The following is a 15,441-nucleotide window of genomic DNA, read 5'->3' on the forward strand; positions in this document are numbered from 1 at the left end:
TCTTGGAATTTTAATTCAAGGTGAAGGAATTAGCCTTAGGTTAATTTAGTCAGCAGTCGGATTAACGATTGATTATCGAAGGGAGTAATCCGAGTGAATAAACGAAAAAAAGTGATGGTAGTGTTTGGAACACGCCCAGAGGCTATAAAAATGGCACCCGTGATCCGAGCACTCCGACAGAAAGATTCAATTCTCTGTCAAGTTATCGTAACTGCTCAGCACCGAGAGATGTTAGATCAAGTTTTGAAGTTATTTAAAATCGTCCCGGATTTTGATCTAAACCTTATGCGGCAGGGGCAAACGTTAACTGAAATCACAACTCGGGCATTAAATGGACTAAAAGAAGTTTTCCAACGTGAACTTCCTGACTTGGTCTTGGTACATGGGGACACGACGACAACGTTTGTGGCTGCTCTTGCTGCTTTTTATACGCAAATTCCTGTTGGCCACGTCGAGGCTGGATTGCGAACCGGCAACAAGTATTCCCCATTTCCAGAAGAGATGAATCGAAAACTGGCGAGTGTTTTAACCGACTACCATTTTGCCCCTACAGAGACGGCAAAAAGAAATCTCGAACAAGAAGGAATTCCTCCAGAGAAGATTTTTGTCACGGGCAATACGGTCATAGATGCTTTACTTGCTACGGTGAACCCGGGATACAGTTTTGTTGACAAAGAAATTCAAGAGATCCTGAGCCAACGACAAGAATCACGAATGATTCTTGTTACGACGCATCGCAGGGAAAACTTAGGTGAGCCAATGCGCCAAATTTATCAGGCTTTGAGGAATACCCTAGATACCTTTACTGATACATACGTTATCTTTCCAGTTCATAAAAACCCTATTGTTAGAAAAGTTGTCACAGAGGTCCTTGGGTCTCATCCTCGGGTCAATCTTATTGAACCGATGGACTATGAGCCCTTTGCAAACCTAATGGCACGGGCACATTTGATTTTAACCGACTCGGGTGGGATTCAGGAGGAGGCCCCGTCTTTAGGGAAACCAGTGTTGGTAGTCCGAGACACGACGGAACGTCCTGAGGCTGTAGCAGCGGGGACTGTCTCGCTCGTGGGGACAGAATACGAACGTGTATTTTTAGAACTAAAGCATCTATTAGGGGATGAAAATGCTTATCAAAAAATGACATTGGCCAGTAATCCTTATGGAGACGGAACTGCGGCTACACGAATTGTAGAAATAATTGCAGAAAATTAAGAGTGGACATAAAATTCTTCAATGCTGTAAAAAAAAGCACAAAGTCCTCTTGAAGTATGCTAATATATAAAATATAGCAGGAATTGTTAAAATTAGCATATTGAACGCAGGTTGAAATAGCTGATTCTAATTAAGAAGTTTTAGTTTCACTTTTTAAAATTCGATACATAAGGAAAGAATAATATGGCTGAGGAACAAAGATCTTGGCAAAAAGCGCTCGTAGTCGGTTCGAATATATCGACATCCTTGGCTATTCTTGTCGGGGGAGGCTTCTTCCTAGGCAGATACCTCGATGCTCGATGGCAAACAGAACCATTATTCACAATAGGTTTAATGTTAATTGGATTGGTACTCGGAGGAAGCTACTTAGTAATCACTTTAATGAAGTTGGGAGCATCCGATGATAAGAAGTAGCTTTATCGCATTGTTGAGTGGAACAGCCTGTATGTTAATTGGGGTAGCTTTAACGGGTAGGCAGGTCTTCTTCGGTAGTTTGCTGGGATATTGGGCTGGGTTTGGTTATACTCTATGGCTTCATCGTGAAGCGGTACTAAGTTCTGAGCTTGATATTCAATCAGCGATCAAACGGATGCGCAGGAACTTTATGGCTCGGCTAGGCATGGTTACTCTCATTGTCGTCGCTGTTGCTCGGTTCCAGTCAAGTTGGCTGTTTACTTTAGCGTTAGGGATTGTTACAGGGGTGATAATATCCTTTATCATTGTGGCAATACAAAAAAACTATGGAGAAAGGGGTGATAAAAGAAGTGCATGAAACAGTATTGTGGCATTTGGGGAGTATGACATTTCATGGTAAAACACTAGTCATGACTTGGATTTCGATGGCCGCTGTTATGGTGTTTGTCTTACTTGGAGTACGCAATTTAACCAGTGGAAAACCTGGTAAAATGCAAAACGTTTTAGAGTGGATCGTGGACTTTGTCCGTGGCATCATAAATGATAACATGGACTATGAAAAGGGGCGTCCATTGCTAAGCTATTTGGTAACGTTGTTCATGTTTGTTTTCTTTTCCAATATGCTTGGCCTTATCCCGAACTTCACTTTTGGTCTATTACACGACGTTCATTTTGCCCAATTAGGTCATATTTTCGCCACACCAGGCATGATGTCTCCGACCGCAGATATCAACACTACAATGTCCTTAGCTTTGTTGACCATTTTTTTGGTTCTCTATTTGGGTATTAAGGCTAAAGGACTCCATTATTTCCATCATTTTGTGGAGCCTTTCAAAGTGTTCGCGATCATTCACCTTATTGACTTGCTTGCCAAGCCAATGACACTAGCCTTCCGTCTTTTCGGAAACATCTTTGCTGGCGAAATTTTACTAGGGGTTATACTAATGTTGCCTGGTATCTGGGTTCTGCCCGGGATTTTGCCTACGACTATTTGGCTAGCTTTTAGTATTTTCGTGGGTGCAATTCAATCGTATGTGTTTGTAGTGCTGACAACAGCCTATGTATCGCAGGCTGTCTCGGAATCCCATTAAGCACTTCGTTCTGTGCCGGTTTTCAGTGATGCTCGACACCACTGAGGGAATAATATTTTAAAATTATTGGAAACAAGAAAGGAGGAAATCCCATGGACGTGTCTGCTGCTGCTGCACTTGGTGCAGGAATTGCTGCTGGCTTGGCAGCTCTTGGGGCATCAATTGGTAATGGTAATGTTATTAGTAAAACGGTAGAGGGTATTGGTCGTCAACCGGAGGCTAAAGCTACATTACAAGCTACCATGTTTATTGGTGTCGGTTTGATCGAGGCTTTGCCACTCCTTAGCTGGGTACTAGCCCTGCTTCTCATGTTTACAAAGTAAGCTCACATGATGGGCAGAGGTTACGCCCATCTTAATTCAAGGGGGAACGAGAGTTCTCCCTTGAAAAAAATCATCCCGACGTCAATTAGACTCGAGAGGGGGGTAGACCATTGGGTGGGAATCCTATTCAATTTGACTATACTGTACCGGCTACTGTCTTATCTTTCCTGTTGCTTGTTTATTTACTAAGTAAATATGCTTGGAAACCGCTAATGAAAATGATGGAAGAACGGCGGACTAATATTGAATCCATGCTTACACAGGCAGAAAACGAACGGCAACAGGCGGAGACAATAAAACGCGAATACCAAGAGGAAATGCGTAAAGCTCGCCAGGAAGCCCAAGAAGTGATTGCTAAGGCTACTAAGGTAAGCGAAGTTCGTGCGTCTGAAATTTTAGCCGCTGCTCATGAAGAATCAGAGAAGATCAAAAAATCTGCCCTTGTAGATATTGAACGTGAACGAGATCGGGCGATCACTGAGGTCAAGGCACAGGTAGCCGATCTGTCAGTTTTAGTGGCAGAGAAAATCATTCGGCAAAAACTTGACATGACGACTCAAGGTAAATTAATAGATCAATTCATTCAAGAGGTAGGGGAAATGCAATGATAAATGGCTCACTTGCTCGTAGGTATTCCCAAGCCTTGTTTAAAATTGCGACTGAGACGGCTCTTGATCCGATTGATACCGATTTGCGTGAGCTTACAAAACTAGTAGAGGGAAACAAAGAGGTTAATAACGCCTTGTTGCATCCCCATATCTCTTCAAGTGACAAAAAGTCTATTATGGACAAAATTTTAGGAGAAGAGTTTGGGGAGACAACACGTCGGTTCCTCCACCTATTGATTGATCGAAAAAGAGAATATCTCTTGCCGGTTATTCAGCGTGAGTTTACTCGGCTGGCGGATGAAGCCCGTCAAGTCGTAGAGGCCAAGGTGGTTAGTGCCATTAGCTTGGATGACTCTCAACTTGACAACCTCAAGAAGGCCATTGGCCGGATGACTGGGAAAGATGTCCGTATTATCAGCGAAGTACGATCTGAACTCATTGGGGGAGTCCTCATTCAGGTCGGAGATCGCGTGATGGATGGGACCGTCGCCCACGCTTTGAATAGAATGCGTGAGGATTTACGAAAAACCTCAGATAAACCTCAGGAAGTAGGGGTGAAATAACAGGATGAACTTGCGTCCAGAAGAAATTAGTTCTATTATCAAACAGCAAATCGAGCGCTATGATACGGCTGTCGAAATCGTAGATGTTGGGACAGTTATCCAAGTCGGAGACGGAATTGCCCGTGTTTACGGCCTCGAAAAAGCCATGGCCGGTGAACTTTTGGAGTTTCCTGGCAACGTTTATGGTATGGCAATGAACCTTGAAGAAGACAATATCGGTTGCGTTATTCTAGGTCAATTCAAAGGTATTAAAGAGGGCGACCAAGTCAAGAGGACAGGTCGAATTGTGGAAGTTCCAGTAGGCGAGGCTTTGATCGGCCGAGTCGTTAATGCACTTGGACAACCCATCGATGGCAAAGGGGAAATCGCGTCGAATAAGTTTCGACCGATTGAATCCCAGGCTTCAGGCGTAGTGGCTAGGAAGTCGGTTCATGAGCCTTTGCAAACTGGTCTTAAATCCATTGATGCCATGGTTCCAATCGGTCGCGGTCAGCGCGAATTGATTATTGGGGACCGTCAAACCGGTAAAACCGCGGTGGCAATTGATACGATCATCAACCAAAAAGGCCAAGATATGATTTGTATCTATGTTGCTGTTGGGCAAAAAGCATCCACTGTCGCTAGCGTGGTTAAGACGTTAGAAGATCACGATGCTATGAAATTTACCATTGTTGTAGCAGCTACTGCTTCTGAACCTGCGCCGATGGTCTATATTGCACCCTATTCAGGTTGCGCTATCGGCGAAGAGTTCATGTACAATGGGAAGCATGTATTGATTGTTTATGATGACCTTTCTAAACAGGCCGTTGCATACAGGGAACTTTCCTTGTTGCTCAAACGCCCACCAGGTCGTGAAGCATACCCCGGAGACGTTTTCTATCTGCATTCTCGTTTATTGGAGAGAGCTGCAAAGTTGTCTGATGAACTCGGCGGCGGGTCGATGACGGCACTCCCGGTTATCGAAACCCAAGCGGGAGACATGTCAGCCTATATTCCGACGAATGTGATTTCCATCACAGATGGTCAGATCTTTTTAGAAGCTGACCTCTTCAACTCTGGTTTCCGACCTGCTATTAACGTCGGTATCTCCGTCTCTCGTGTAGGGGGTTCCGCTCAAATTAAAGCGATGAAACAAGTTGCTGGACAACTTCGTTTGGATCTCGCCTCCTATCGTGAATTGGCTGCTTTCTCACAGTTTGGATCTGACTTGGATAAAGTCACCCAGATGCGACTCACTCGAGGTCAGCGGACGCTGGAAATTCTCAAGCAAAGTCAGTACGCAGCTATGCCCGTCGAAGAAGAAGTAGTGGTCATCTATGCAGCGGTTAAAGGATTTGTTGACGAGATTGATGTGGAAAAGATCGGGAAGTTTGAAGAGGAATACCTGCGCTTCATGCGCTCCGTGAAGGCTGACCTGTTGGGGAAAATTCGAACTGAGAAGGCGCTCTCCAAAGAAATGATCGCCGAGCTCGAAAAAGCGATTAATGAGTTTAAGCAGGGATTTTTAGCCTAGATTATAAAGGAGTAGGTGAACGAGGTGGCAGGAGCACAAGATATTCGCCGGAGGATTCGCAGCGTCCGCAATATGGAGCAGATTACAAAGGCGATGAAAATGGTTTCCGCGGCCAAACTCAGAAAAGCCCAACTAAAACTTAACGCTGCCCGCCCCTATGCCAGCCAATTGCAGGGAGTCTTGGAACGCTTAGCACAGGCTCCTGTGGATATTGTTCATCCGCTCTTGAAAGAGCGGCCAGTGCAAAAGGTTGTTTATGTGTTGATAACGTCAGATCGTGGTCTTTGCGGAGGGTACAATGCAAACCTTATTCGTAAGACCGCGGGCTTGATTGCCGAAACACCGCAAGAGGTTAAGCTGGTGACGGTAGGCCGCAAAGGTCGAGATTTCTTTCGACGCGGTAAAATAGAGTTTTTGGCTGAGTTTGTAGCACTCGGGGATGAGCCGAGTTATAATCAAGCGAAACAGATTGCTCAGGAAGTGATTCGCCTTTATGAGCAAGGGGAAGCGGATGAGGTATATCTCTTATATACCGAATTCGTAACAGCGATGACCCAAAGACCCACGCAAGTCAAATTACTTCCGATCAAACAACCGGAAGGAAAACAAGGCAAGCAGTATATATTTGAACCCTCACCCGAGGCAATCCTTACCACTCTGTTGCCGAAGTATGTTGAAACACAGATATTTCGGACGATCCTTGAAGGAAAAGCGAGTGAGCAAGGGGCTCGGATGACGGCAATGAGTTCGGCAACGGATAATGCCAAGGATATGATTGGTCGGTTGTCGCTGGCGATGAACAGAGCCAGACAGGCGGCTATTACCACGGAAATATCCGAAATCGTCTCGGGGGCAGCTGCCTTAGAATAATCTGCCATAAATACCCAAAAAGGAGGTTTCGCGCCTGTGAATATCGGCAAGGTTTTGCAAGTTTTGGGAGCGGTAGTTGACGTTGAGTTTTCGCCCGACGAACTGCCGGAAATATATAACGCCCTTGAGATTAAGGTTCCAGACCAGAATATTAACATAACTTTAGAAGTCGCTCAACATCTCGGAAATAACACAGTGCGTACTGTGGCAATGTCCTCAACCGATGGATTACAAAGAGGTACTGATGTAATTGACACTGGTGCAGCGATTACGGTCCCGGTTGGTCCAGCGACTCTCGGTCGAATGGTAAGTGTCTTAGGATTGCCTATCGATAACGGTGGAGAAGTCAAAGCTGACACTCATTATCCGATCCATCGGCCAGCTCCTGCCTTTGAAGATCAAGAACCTTCAACACGCATTTTGGAGACTGGAATTAAGGTCATTGACTTACTTGCTCCGTATTCCAAGGGTGGAAAAATTGGACTCTTCGGCGGTGCAGGAGTTGGTAAGACAGTATTGATCATGGAACTAATCAACAATATTGCTAGACAACACGGTGGTATTTCCGTATTTGCCGGCGTTGGAGAGCGTACTCGTGAAGGAAACGACCTTTGGAACGAAATGAAAGAGTCCGGTGTTATTGACAAGACTGCTATGGTCTTCGGTCAAATGAACGAACCACCGGGAGCTCGTCTTCGCGTTGGCTTGACGGGTCTGACCATGGCGGAATACTTCCGTGATGATCAAGGTCAAGACGTACTGCTGTTTATTGATAACATTTTCCGATTCACACAAGCTGGATCTGAGGTTTCGGCCTTGCTCGGTCGGATGCCCTCTGCGGTTGGATATCAACCAACCTTGGCTACAGAAATGGGTCAATTGCAAGAGCGGATTACGTCTACACGTAAAGGATCGATCACATCTGTACAAGCAATCTATGTGCCTGCTGATGACTTGACAGACCCTGCACCAGCAACTGCGTTCGCGCATTTGGATGCAACAACAGTTCTGTCCCGTGCTATTTCCGAAATAGGAATTTACCCTGCCGTGGATCCGCTAGATTCCACGTCCCGTATTCTTTCGCCATTAGTTCTTGGGGAAGAACATTATGGTGTTGCACGACGTATTCAGCAAATCCTCCAAAAATATAAAGAATTGCAAGATATCATTGCTATTCTTGGTATGGATGAGCTATCTGAAGATGAGAAACTTATCGTAGCTAGAGCACGTAAGATCCAACGTTTCCTGTCACAGCCGTTCCATGTTGCAGAAGCATTTACGGGTACGCCAGGAAAGTATGTGCCGCTAAAAGAAACTATTCGTGGCTTTAACGAAATTGCGGATGGAAAATACGATCATTTGTCTGAGGCCGCCTTCCTTATGGTTGGGCCCATAGAAGAAGTGATCGAAAAAGCCAAGACATTGGGGGAATAAGCCATGGCAGCAACATTCTCTCTACGCATTGTCTCTCCGGAAGGGAACGTACTGAAAGAAAATGTTGAGTTTGTTGTTCTTCCTGGAGGATTAGGTGAGCTAGGAATTCTACCAAATCACGCGCCCTTAATTGCAGGACTGGATGTAGGAGTTATACGGTACACCCTTAACGGGAAAACTAATCAAGCTGCAATCGCAGGTGGTTTTGTCGAAGTCGTTGATAATGCGGCAGTCGTTCTCGCAGACAGTGCTGAGCTTGCTGAGCAGATTGATGTGAAACGAGCAGTAGAAGCAAAAGAACGAGCTTTGAAGCGATTAGGGTCTCGTACCAACGAAATCGATTTACAACGTGCTGAGTATGCGTTGCGAAGGGCTGCGGCTCGACTTAACGCTGCTGGAGACAAAAAATAAGCTCATATAGCTAATTTCATTTTTGAAATGATGAAAGGCCCTTATTACTGGGGCCTTTTTTCTATTTTGCGCGTTGACTTAAAAATAATATGTGTAATATTCAGTGCAGGTATGTTAGCTTTCTCACTATTTGGTAAAACTAAGATTGATACCAGAAAGAGAGAAAAGAGGGTATAATATGTTCATGAGTTACGAGTCCACAAATGCCTGTCATTTCGATCGTATTAGATTAAAAATAGTTATATTAGCTTGGACATTGATGATTTGTTTTGGAGGCCAGACCCTAAGAGTAATGACACATAATAATGATGCCGGACAGACAGCAAAGTCAGAGGCACCCTTACTGCTAAATTCAGGTATAGCACAGGCACAAGACGCAGAAGTCAGCGTTATTTTGTGGTTTGAAGATAGAAATATACCTGTCGCAATCAGAACGAGTAAACCCACACCTGAATGGATATGGACTTATAAGGAATTGCAGATGGAAAATGAAGTATCAGCAACACTGACAGGACAGCAAATACTGAATAAAAGCGAGGAAAATAGTCTTTATGCGTGGTATACTACTATGGTCCCGCAAATTGAAAAGGCTGGAGGCGAAATTTATCTGGATGAGCGTATCAATCAGGCTGTAGATATCTCCGCCTATCTAAGCCAGACGAATGCGGACCCTGCTCAGTGGGTTCTCATAGATAATATGATTTCTACCGCAGCCTATCAAAAAAATATTGGGACGAGTGTTATCGCGGGTCAAGATCAAATCAATATACAACTATTAAGTCGCGGAAAAGGGAACGAAGGGCAATCTGTTCTTGCTATCCCCGCCTTGCTCAAGGAATTCTAGTTTTAAAAACAAGAAAAAAGTCGAAATTATGCAGGAAATTTGATAGGTCAAAGAGAATATAAACAAGTCGAAATAAAACTTATCTGGCGCCAGGCCATAACTAACATAATCCTTGGATAGGGGGGTGTCTTCAGAATTTGAGTAAGCTTACAGTTACAGGCGGTAAACCACTTGAAGGGACGATTACAGTAAGCGGTGCAAAAAATGCTGTTCTTCCAATTATTGCAGCAAGTTTGCTATGTAAAGAACCGATACGACTAGATGACGCTCCAGACTTATTAGATGTAAATGTAATGAATCGGGTAATTTCTGCGTTGGGAGCGACAGTGGAGCGTAACGGCTCAACACTGAGTATCCATGCCCGTGAGATAGATTGTATTGAGGCCCCGTACGACCTAGTCTCTCAGATGAGGGCGTCCATAGTTACAATGGGACCATTATTAGCACGAAAAGGGCACGTGCGAATTTCTCACCCAGGAGGGTGTGCAATTGGATCACGTCCAATTAACTGGCATCTAAAGGGCTTGGAAGCTTTGGGTGCCGAAGTTAGAATGGATCATGGGTTTTTAGATGTTTCAACAAAGGGTTTAAAAGGAGCCCGAATTTACTTAGATTACCCAAGCGTAGGTGCCACAGAAAATATAATGATGGCTGCATCGATGGCCCAAGGCACAACTCTTATAGAAAACGCTGCCCAAGAGCCGGAAATTGTAGATCTTGCAACCTTTTTGAATGAGATGGGTGGCAAAGTTCGTGGCGCAGGTACTAGCATTATCTATATTGAAGGGGTTCCGGAATTTCATGGTACAAATCATACTGTGATTCCTGACCGCATTGAGGCAGGAAGCTATTTGCTTTTAGCTGCAGCAACTGGGGGAGACGTCTTAGTTCAGAATGTGATTGCAGACCATTTAAAGCCATTGATAGCGAAAATGGAAGAAGCCGGAATTCACATGAAGGAAGAAGACGATGGGATTAGAATAAGTGGAGACGGCGTTTATAATGCGGTCGATATTAAAACTCAGGTCCACCCGGGTTTTCCGACGGATTTACAAGCTCCATTTATGGCATTTTTAACTCGGGCAAAGGGAACGGGATTGATTACAGAGACCGTCTTTGAAAATCGTTTTATGCATGTCGATGAGCTGAAGCGTATGGGAGCGGATATCAAGATTGAAGGTCGAAGTGCAATTATTCAGGGAATAAATCGCTTAAATGCTGCGCCTGTGACAGCGACAGATTTGCGGGCTGGAGCGGCCTTGATCTTAGCAGCACTGACATCTGAGGGGACAACAAGTATTAGGGGGATTCATCACATTGATCGAGGTTACGAAATGGTAGAGGAAAAACTATCTCGATTAGGTGCCAATATTATCCGCGAGGAAGAGTCAGTTTCCTAGCATCTTACTCGATAAGTGTTCATTATAGGTCATAGCGCACTCGGTGACACTCATTTTTGTGGCGTTAAAGTACTCGTTATTGGCGTATCTAACGTCAGGGTACAATGTGCTTTCCCTGTATAAAGAACAAGAAGTAGATTATTCTACTCTTGTTCTTTTTTTACTAGTCAGAAAGTATAACTTATCGTATGTAGTTTCCGAAAGGTCCCTTCCCGCCATCCTTGTACGAGTCATGGCTGGCCGTCCCTTCTCGGCATCACGGCAATGAAGAGTTATTCTTTATTCAATGTCTGCCATATTCTGTATTCCTGCTGCATAGATTTAAGCAAAATGCTTGTACTGCAGGAGGGTTCAATGAAAAAAGATTGGATATGGCTCATTGCATTATCACTCTGCATTGTCTTCGTAATTCCCTGGAGTGTCTTGCGCTGGCAGAAGGAGAAGGTTACTCCGGAAGATGTACAAATAAGAGTTCTGATGCCTAATAAAGAAGTTATAAAACTGCCTCTTGAAGAATATTTAGTAGGGGTAGTTTCAGCAGAAATGCCTGCGGAATTTGAACTTGAGGCATTAAAAGCTCAGGCTGTTGCATCGCGGACCTATGCAGCAAAACGCATAGGACAAAGCAGCCTGCCAGATGTGGGATATGATGTGGACACCACGGTGTTATCACAAGCATGGCTGTCGGATACACAAATGAGAAAAAATTGGGGATTGCTTAATTACTGGCGGTATCGGACTAAGATACAAAAAGCTGTGCTTGGAACTCGAGGAATGGTCCTAATGTTCAATGGAGAATATATCGAAGCTTTATACCACAGCAGCAGCGGAAGAAAGCCCACAGAGCGATCAGAAGAGGTATGGAGCTCATCTCGACCTTATTTACAAAATGTGAATTCAGGTGAGGAAAATTCACAACGCTATATTAAGAAAACTGTATTTACCACCCTAGATCTTTATAAGAAGCTGGGACTTAGAGAGTCACCGCGGTCTTTGGCTGCAACAGATTTTCAAGTGTTAAGCAAGACATCGGCCGGAAGAGCTAAGACTGTTCGAGTATTAGGCAGGGTGTATCCAGCAACTCAAATCCGTACTATGTTAGGACTCTCCTCGACGGATATTGAATATGCCATTCAACCGGAACGCCTTACGATTACTGCGTATGGAAACGGGCATGCTGTAGGAATGTCACAATGGGGAGCCAATGATTTGGCCAAAAAGAGTATCAAAGCAGAAGAAATTTTAGCATACTATTATCCTGGAACAAAACTTAATACATTAGGTAACATTTAGAGCATTGAAGGGTGAGCTTTATCTGTCTAAAAGCAGGAACATTCGGCAAAAATAGATCTAGAGGTGAGTCGAATGAAACGTTGGCATATAGCAAAAGACTGGGTTTTGGTATGGGGGTTTGCCTTCATATTAGCTGGTCTGATCCTTTATATTGGGTATCTAAGTTCTGGGGCGGAAATTTCCTTAGAAAAACCACAGAAGTTAACTAACGAGGCTGCTCGTGCTGTATCGGTTTCTCCAGCTATAAAAACAGATAATAATGGAGCGAACGGTGTATCAGTAACCGAATCAGAACAGATGATGACGAACAGTCTTAATCAAGATCCAGAATTACAGGAAGAAATAAAGCTTGTCCTTGGAGAGAAGAATTCCGTCAATGAATCAATCGGTATAAAGGACTTTCCAAGTCCGGTCAATGGGAAGCCTATTCGAAACGTGGGTAATTACTATTCTGAGGCATTCGGAAACTATGTATATCATGCTGGCTTAGATTATGCTCTGTCAGAAGGAACAATGATTAGAGCTACACACGGAGGAACGGTTATTGAAGCAGGACCAGATCCTATCCAGGGTCAAAAAGTGACTTTAGACTGCGGAGAAGGCTGGCTAATCACTTATGGAGGACTGGATAACCTTAGAGTTCAAGAAGGAGAGTTTATAGAAACTCAGGGAGCGCTAGGTCAGGTAGGATTATTTCCTGGATCGGAAGGAGAAAGTGATCAACCACAGCTTCATTACGAATTATGGCACAACGGGCAGGTCCAGAGGCTAGTGCCCTAATATCAAATAATCACAGTTTACTAAGTCAGGACATCCTTTTTTAGGGATGTCTATTTTTATTGGGTATGCAGGATTTCGAACCAGCAGGAACAATGATCGGAGCGAAAAGCGATAAATTAACGTCATTTTGAAGTATGGCATGGAGATAAGGTACAAGATAAGTGAGCAATAATAAACATCTCAGTATTTACCAAGTGAGGACATCCTTTTACGGATGTCTTTTTTTGTTGGGAATGCATATAAATGTACTACACTTGTGGACGAAGGAGGGCTCTGCGTGCAAGAATATATACGCAAACGGGTGCTCGATATTGGAACTTACATATTAGAATCGAGTGCTACCGTTCGACAAACGGCTGATGTCTTTGGTGTTTCTAAGTCAACAGTTCATAAAGATGTTACGGAACGCCTGCCATTAGTAAATGAAAAGTTATCCATGGAAGTAAAGCATATTCTTGAGACAAACAAAGCAGAACGGCATATTCGTGGAGGAGAGGCGACTCGAAAGAAGTACCAAGAGAACTAGATAGGGGAATTTTAGTTGAAGAAGGGTGAACTTTAAGGTAATTTGAAAAAAAGTTGGATATCAAAAGGGATTAGCGATTTTATCGCGAATGAATTCAGTAAGAAGATTATAAGTAGCGAATCTCCCGAGAGGGAGATTATGCTATTTGTTTATAGTATTATTTAGATGGACAAGCTATTGCTTAACGAAAGGGGTATCTCCGATAATGTTGGGAATTGATTTTGGGATTGATTTGGGAATAGATTTAGGGACAGCGAGTGTTTTGGTTTATGCTAAAGGAAAAGGGATTGTCCTGCATGAGCCTTCTGTTATTGCGATCGACAGAAACACAAATAAACGAATTGCAGTAGGAGAAGAAGCCAGGTTAATGATTGGGCGTACACCAGGAAATATTGTTGCTGTACGTCCAATGCGTGATGGAGTGATCGCAGATTATCAGACCACGGAACTCATGCTGAAATATTTCCTAGAGAAAGCAGGAGCCAAGAGATGGCCATTCTTTAAAACTCGAGTTGTCGTTTGCATTCCCTCAGGAGTTACAGAAGTGGAACAAAGGGCCGTTAAGCAAGCAGCCTACCAGGCCGGAGCTAAAGATGTAAAGGTGGTTGAAGAGCCATATGCAGCGGCGTTGGGAGCTGGTTTGGATATTTCCGGACCAGCAGGCAGTATGGTAGTAGATATAGGTGGAGGAACTACGGATATCGCAGTTCTATCGCTTAATGGAATAGTGGCCAAACGAAGCCTTCGAGTCGGCGGGGATAAGTTCGATGAAGCTATTAGTCGGTATATCCGACGGGAGCATAATCTTATGATTGGAGAACGTACTGCCGAAGAAATCAAGATCGCTGTTGGTTCAGCAGTTTCAGAGGGCAGACCGTCTGCGTATATTGATGTACGTGGACGAGATTTGATTACGGGTTTGCCTAAAACCATTAATGTAAATTCTCAAGAGTGTTTCGTTGCACTTGAGGAATCTATCGATGCAATTGTCGCCGGGGTTAAAGAAGTTTTAGAACGCACTCCCCCCGAATTATCCTCTGATATCCTTGATAAAGGAATAATTATGACGGGCGGGGGAGCTATGATGTATGGCTTTGACACCCGTCTGTCCCGTGAAACCGGCTTGCCGGTTAGCTTAGCTGAGGATCCGATTTCTTGTGTGGCCTTAGGTACGGGTAAGGTATTGACAGGAAAGTATTAGTGTTTCAGAGCATGATTTTAATTAAAAACTATTAACAAACAAAATTGTCCGAGGATAGGTGGTCGATCCGAAATCAGAATCTTTTCGGATAGGGGCTCCCTTTCCTTGGGCTTTATCATTAGGAGGAAGTGGATAAGCTTTGGTGAGCGTACAATTCATTTCATTCATCCGAAAGGAATAGATTTTTCATGAGGGTTGATATTCTCGGGATCACCGTAAATACATATTCTATGCAAGAAACTGTAGAAGAGATTCGGAAGGCTGTAGAAAACAGGCTAAAGATACGTGTGGTTACAGCTAATCCGGAAATGATCTATGCATCTGGTAAAGATCAGCAACTTAGGAACCTGATTAATTCTGCAGATATAGTAACGGCAGATGGGATCGGTGTTGTTTGGGCTTCTCAGCGGCTAAGAACTCCGGTTCAGGAACGAGTGACCGGGATAGATTTAATCCAGGCATTATTTCCTGTGGCGGACCAGAATAAATGGCGGATTTTCTTTCTAGGAGGGAAACCAGGCATAGCCCGGGAGGCAGGAATCCAGGTTGCCCAGAAATATCCCGGAATAACTTGGGAGGATTCTCACGGTTACTTCAGCATGGAGGAAGAAACTGAAGTAATAGAAAGGATCAGAGGCTTTCGTCCGGATATTCTTCTTGTCGGACTGGGTGCTCCCCGCCAGGAATATTGGATTGCGGAGCATCGAGATTTGGCAACTGTGAGTATAGGGGTCGGCGGTAGTTTCGACGCGCTTGCGGGTAATGTTGTTCGAGCGCCAAAGCGCGTTCAAGAGTTTCAATTGGAATGGCTCTATCGTTTGTGGAAAGAGCCTTGGCGTTGGAAACGTCAAAGTGTGTTGCCACGTTTTGTAATGAAGGTTCTTTGGCAGAGGTTTTACTAATATGACCCCCTAATAGAGAAAATTAGTTTCGTATAAGAGATTAGGAGGAAGAA

Annotated in this window: 18 protein-coding genes; all 18 read left to right on the plus strand. The window is 44.1% G+C overall.

Going from position 1 to position 15,441, the window contains the following annotated elements; genetic code table 11:
• Positions 1-93: 93 nt before the first annotated feature.
• The 18 genes from wecB (at position 94) to M8E35_RS09280 (ending at position 15,388) form a co-directional block, all read left to right on the plus strand.
• Entirely contained in the window at positions 94-1,215 is a 1,122-nt protein-coding gene (wecB, locus tag M8E35_RS09195) for a non-hydrolyzing UDP-N-acetylglucosamine 2-epimerase (RefSeq protein ID WP_309446452.1), read from the plus strand.
• A gap of 183 nt (positions 1,216-1,398) precedes the next feature.
• On the plus strand, positions 1,399-1,629 hold the full coding sequence (locus M8E35_RS09200; RefSeq protein WP_252468560.1) for an AtpZ/AtpI family protein: 231 nt from the start codon (positions 1,399-1,401) through the stop codon (positions 1,627-1,629).
• The gene (locus tag M8E35_RS09205) at positions 1,616-1,987 is read left to right on the plus strand and encodes a hypothetical protein (RefSeq protein WP_252468561.1); all 372 of its coding nucleotides are present in this window, start codon (positions 1,616-1,618) and stop codon (positions 1,985-1,987) included. Before M8E35_RS09200 ends, M8E35_RS09205 begins: the two co-directional genes overlap by 14 nt.
• A complete protein-coding gene (gene atpB, locus M8E35_RS09210; RefSeq protein ID WP_252468562.1) occupies positions 1,980-2,720 on the plus strand; it encodes a F0F1 ATP synthase subunit A in 741 nt (246 codons plus the stop codon). The genes M8E35_RS09205 and atpB overlap by 8 nt, the downstream gene beginning before the upstream one ends.
• A gap of 92 nt (positions 2,721-2,812) precedes the next feature.
• Entirely contained in the window at positions 2,813-3,043 is a 231-nt protein-coding gene (atpE, locus tag M8E35_RS09215; RefSeq protein ID WP_007787575.1) for a F0F1 ATP synthase subunit C, read from the plus strand.
• Between the two features lie 110 nt (positions 3,044-3,153).
• Positions 3,154-3,651: a F0F1 ATP synthase subunit B gene (atpF, locus tag M8E35_RS09220; protein ID WP_073027519.1), complete on the plus strand. Its 498-nt coding sequence runs from the start codon at positions 3,154-3,156 to the stop codon at positions 3,649-3,651.
• On the plus strand, positions 3,648-4,214 hold the full coding sequence (gene atpH / locus M8E35_RS09225) for an ATP synthase F1 subunit delta (RefSeq protein ID WP_073027521.1): 567 nt from the start codon (positions 3,648-3,650) through the stop codon (positions 4,212-4,214). Before atpF ends, atpH begins: the two co-directional genes overlap by 4 nt.
• 4 nt (positions 4,215-4,218) lie before the next feature.
• Positions 4,219-5,727, plus strand: coding sequence for a F0F1 ATP synthase subunit alpha (gene atpA, locus M8E35_RS09230; protein ID WP_252468563.1), 1,509 nt, complete (start codon positions 4,219-4,221; stop codon positions 5,725-5,727).
• A 24-nt stretch (positions 5,728-5,751) separates the two neighbouring features.
• On the plus strand, positions 5,752-6,597 hold the full coding sequence (atpG, locus tag M8E35_RS09235; protein ID WP_073027529.1) for an ATP synthase F1 subunit gamma: 846 nt from the start codon (positions 5,752-5,754) through the stop codon (positions 6,595-6,597).
• A gap of 36 nt (positions 6,598-6,633) precedes the next feature.
• Entirely contained in the window at positions 6,634-8,031 is a 1,398-nt protein-coding gene (atpD, locus tag M8E35_RS09240) for a F0F1 ATP synthase subunit beta (protein ID WP_252468564.1), read from the plus strand.
• A 3-nt stretch (positions 8,032-8,034) separates the two neighbouring features.
• Positions 8,035-8,442 (plus strand): F0F1 ATP synthase subunit epsilon, encoded by a 408-nt coding sequence (locus M8E35_RS09245; RefSeq protein WP_073027533.1) that lies wholly within the window; start codon positions 8,035-8,037, stop codon positions 8,440-8,442.
• A 178-nt stretch (positions 8,443-8,620) separates the two neighbouring features.
• A complete protein-coding gene (locus tag M8E35_RS09250) occupies positions 8,621-9,286 on the plus strand; it encodes a hypothetical protein (protein WP_252468565.1) in 666 nt (221 codons plus the stop codon).
• Positions 9,287-9,423: 137 nt separating this feature from the next.
• The gene (gene murA, locus M8E35_RS09255; RefSeq protein WP_252468566.1) at positions 9,424-10,686 is read left to right on the plus strand and encodes a UDP-N-acetylglucosamine 1-carboxyvinyltransferase; all 1,263 of its coding nucleotides are present in this window, start codon (positions 9,424-9,426) and stop codon (positions 10,684-10,686) included.
• Between the two features lie 354 nt (positions 10,687-11,040).
• Positions 11,041-11,979, plus strand: coding sequence for a stage II sporulation protein D (gene spoIID, locus M8E35_RS09260; protein ID WP_252468567.1), 939 nt, complete (start codon positions 11,041-11,043; stop codon positions 11,977-11,979).
• Positions 11,980-12,051: 72 nt separating this feature from the next.
• Positions 12,052-12,759: a M23 family metallopeptidase gene (locus M8E35_RS09265; RefSeq protein WP_252468568.1), complete on the plus strand. Its 708-nt coding sequence runs from the start codon at positions 12,052-12,054 to the stop codon at positions 12,757-12,759.
• Between the two features lie 277 nt (positions 12,760-13,036).
• Entirely contained in the window at positions 13,037-13,285 is a 249-nt protein-coding gene (gene spoIIID / locus M8E35_RS09270; protein WP_009619498.1) for a sporulation transcriptional regulator SpoIIID, read from the plus strand.
• 205 nt (positions 13,286-13,490) lie between these two features.
• Positions 13,491-14,486, plus strand: a complete 996-nt coding sequence (gene mreB, locus M8E35_RS09275) for a rod shape-determining protein MreB (protein ID WP_252468569.1) — start codon at positions 13,491-13,493, stop codon at positions 14,484-14,486.
• A 188-nt stretch (positions 14,487-14,674) separates the two neighbouring features.
• Positions 14,675-15,388, plus strand: coding sequence for a WecB/TagA/CpsF family glycosyltransferase (locus M8E35_RS09280; protein WP_252468570.1), 714 nt, complete (start codon positions 14,675-14,677; stop codon positions 15,386-15,388).
• Positions 15,389-15,441 lie beyond the last annotated feature (53 nt).

It is taken from the genome of Desulfosporosinus nitroreducens (assembly GCF_023897015.1).
GTDB lineage: Bacteria > Bacillota > Desulfitobacteriia > Desulfitobacteriales > Desulfitobacteriaceae > Desulfosporosinus > Desulfosporosinus nitroreducens.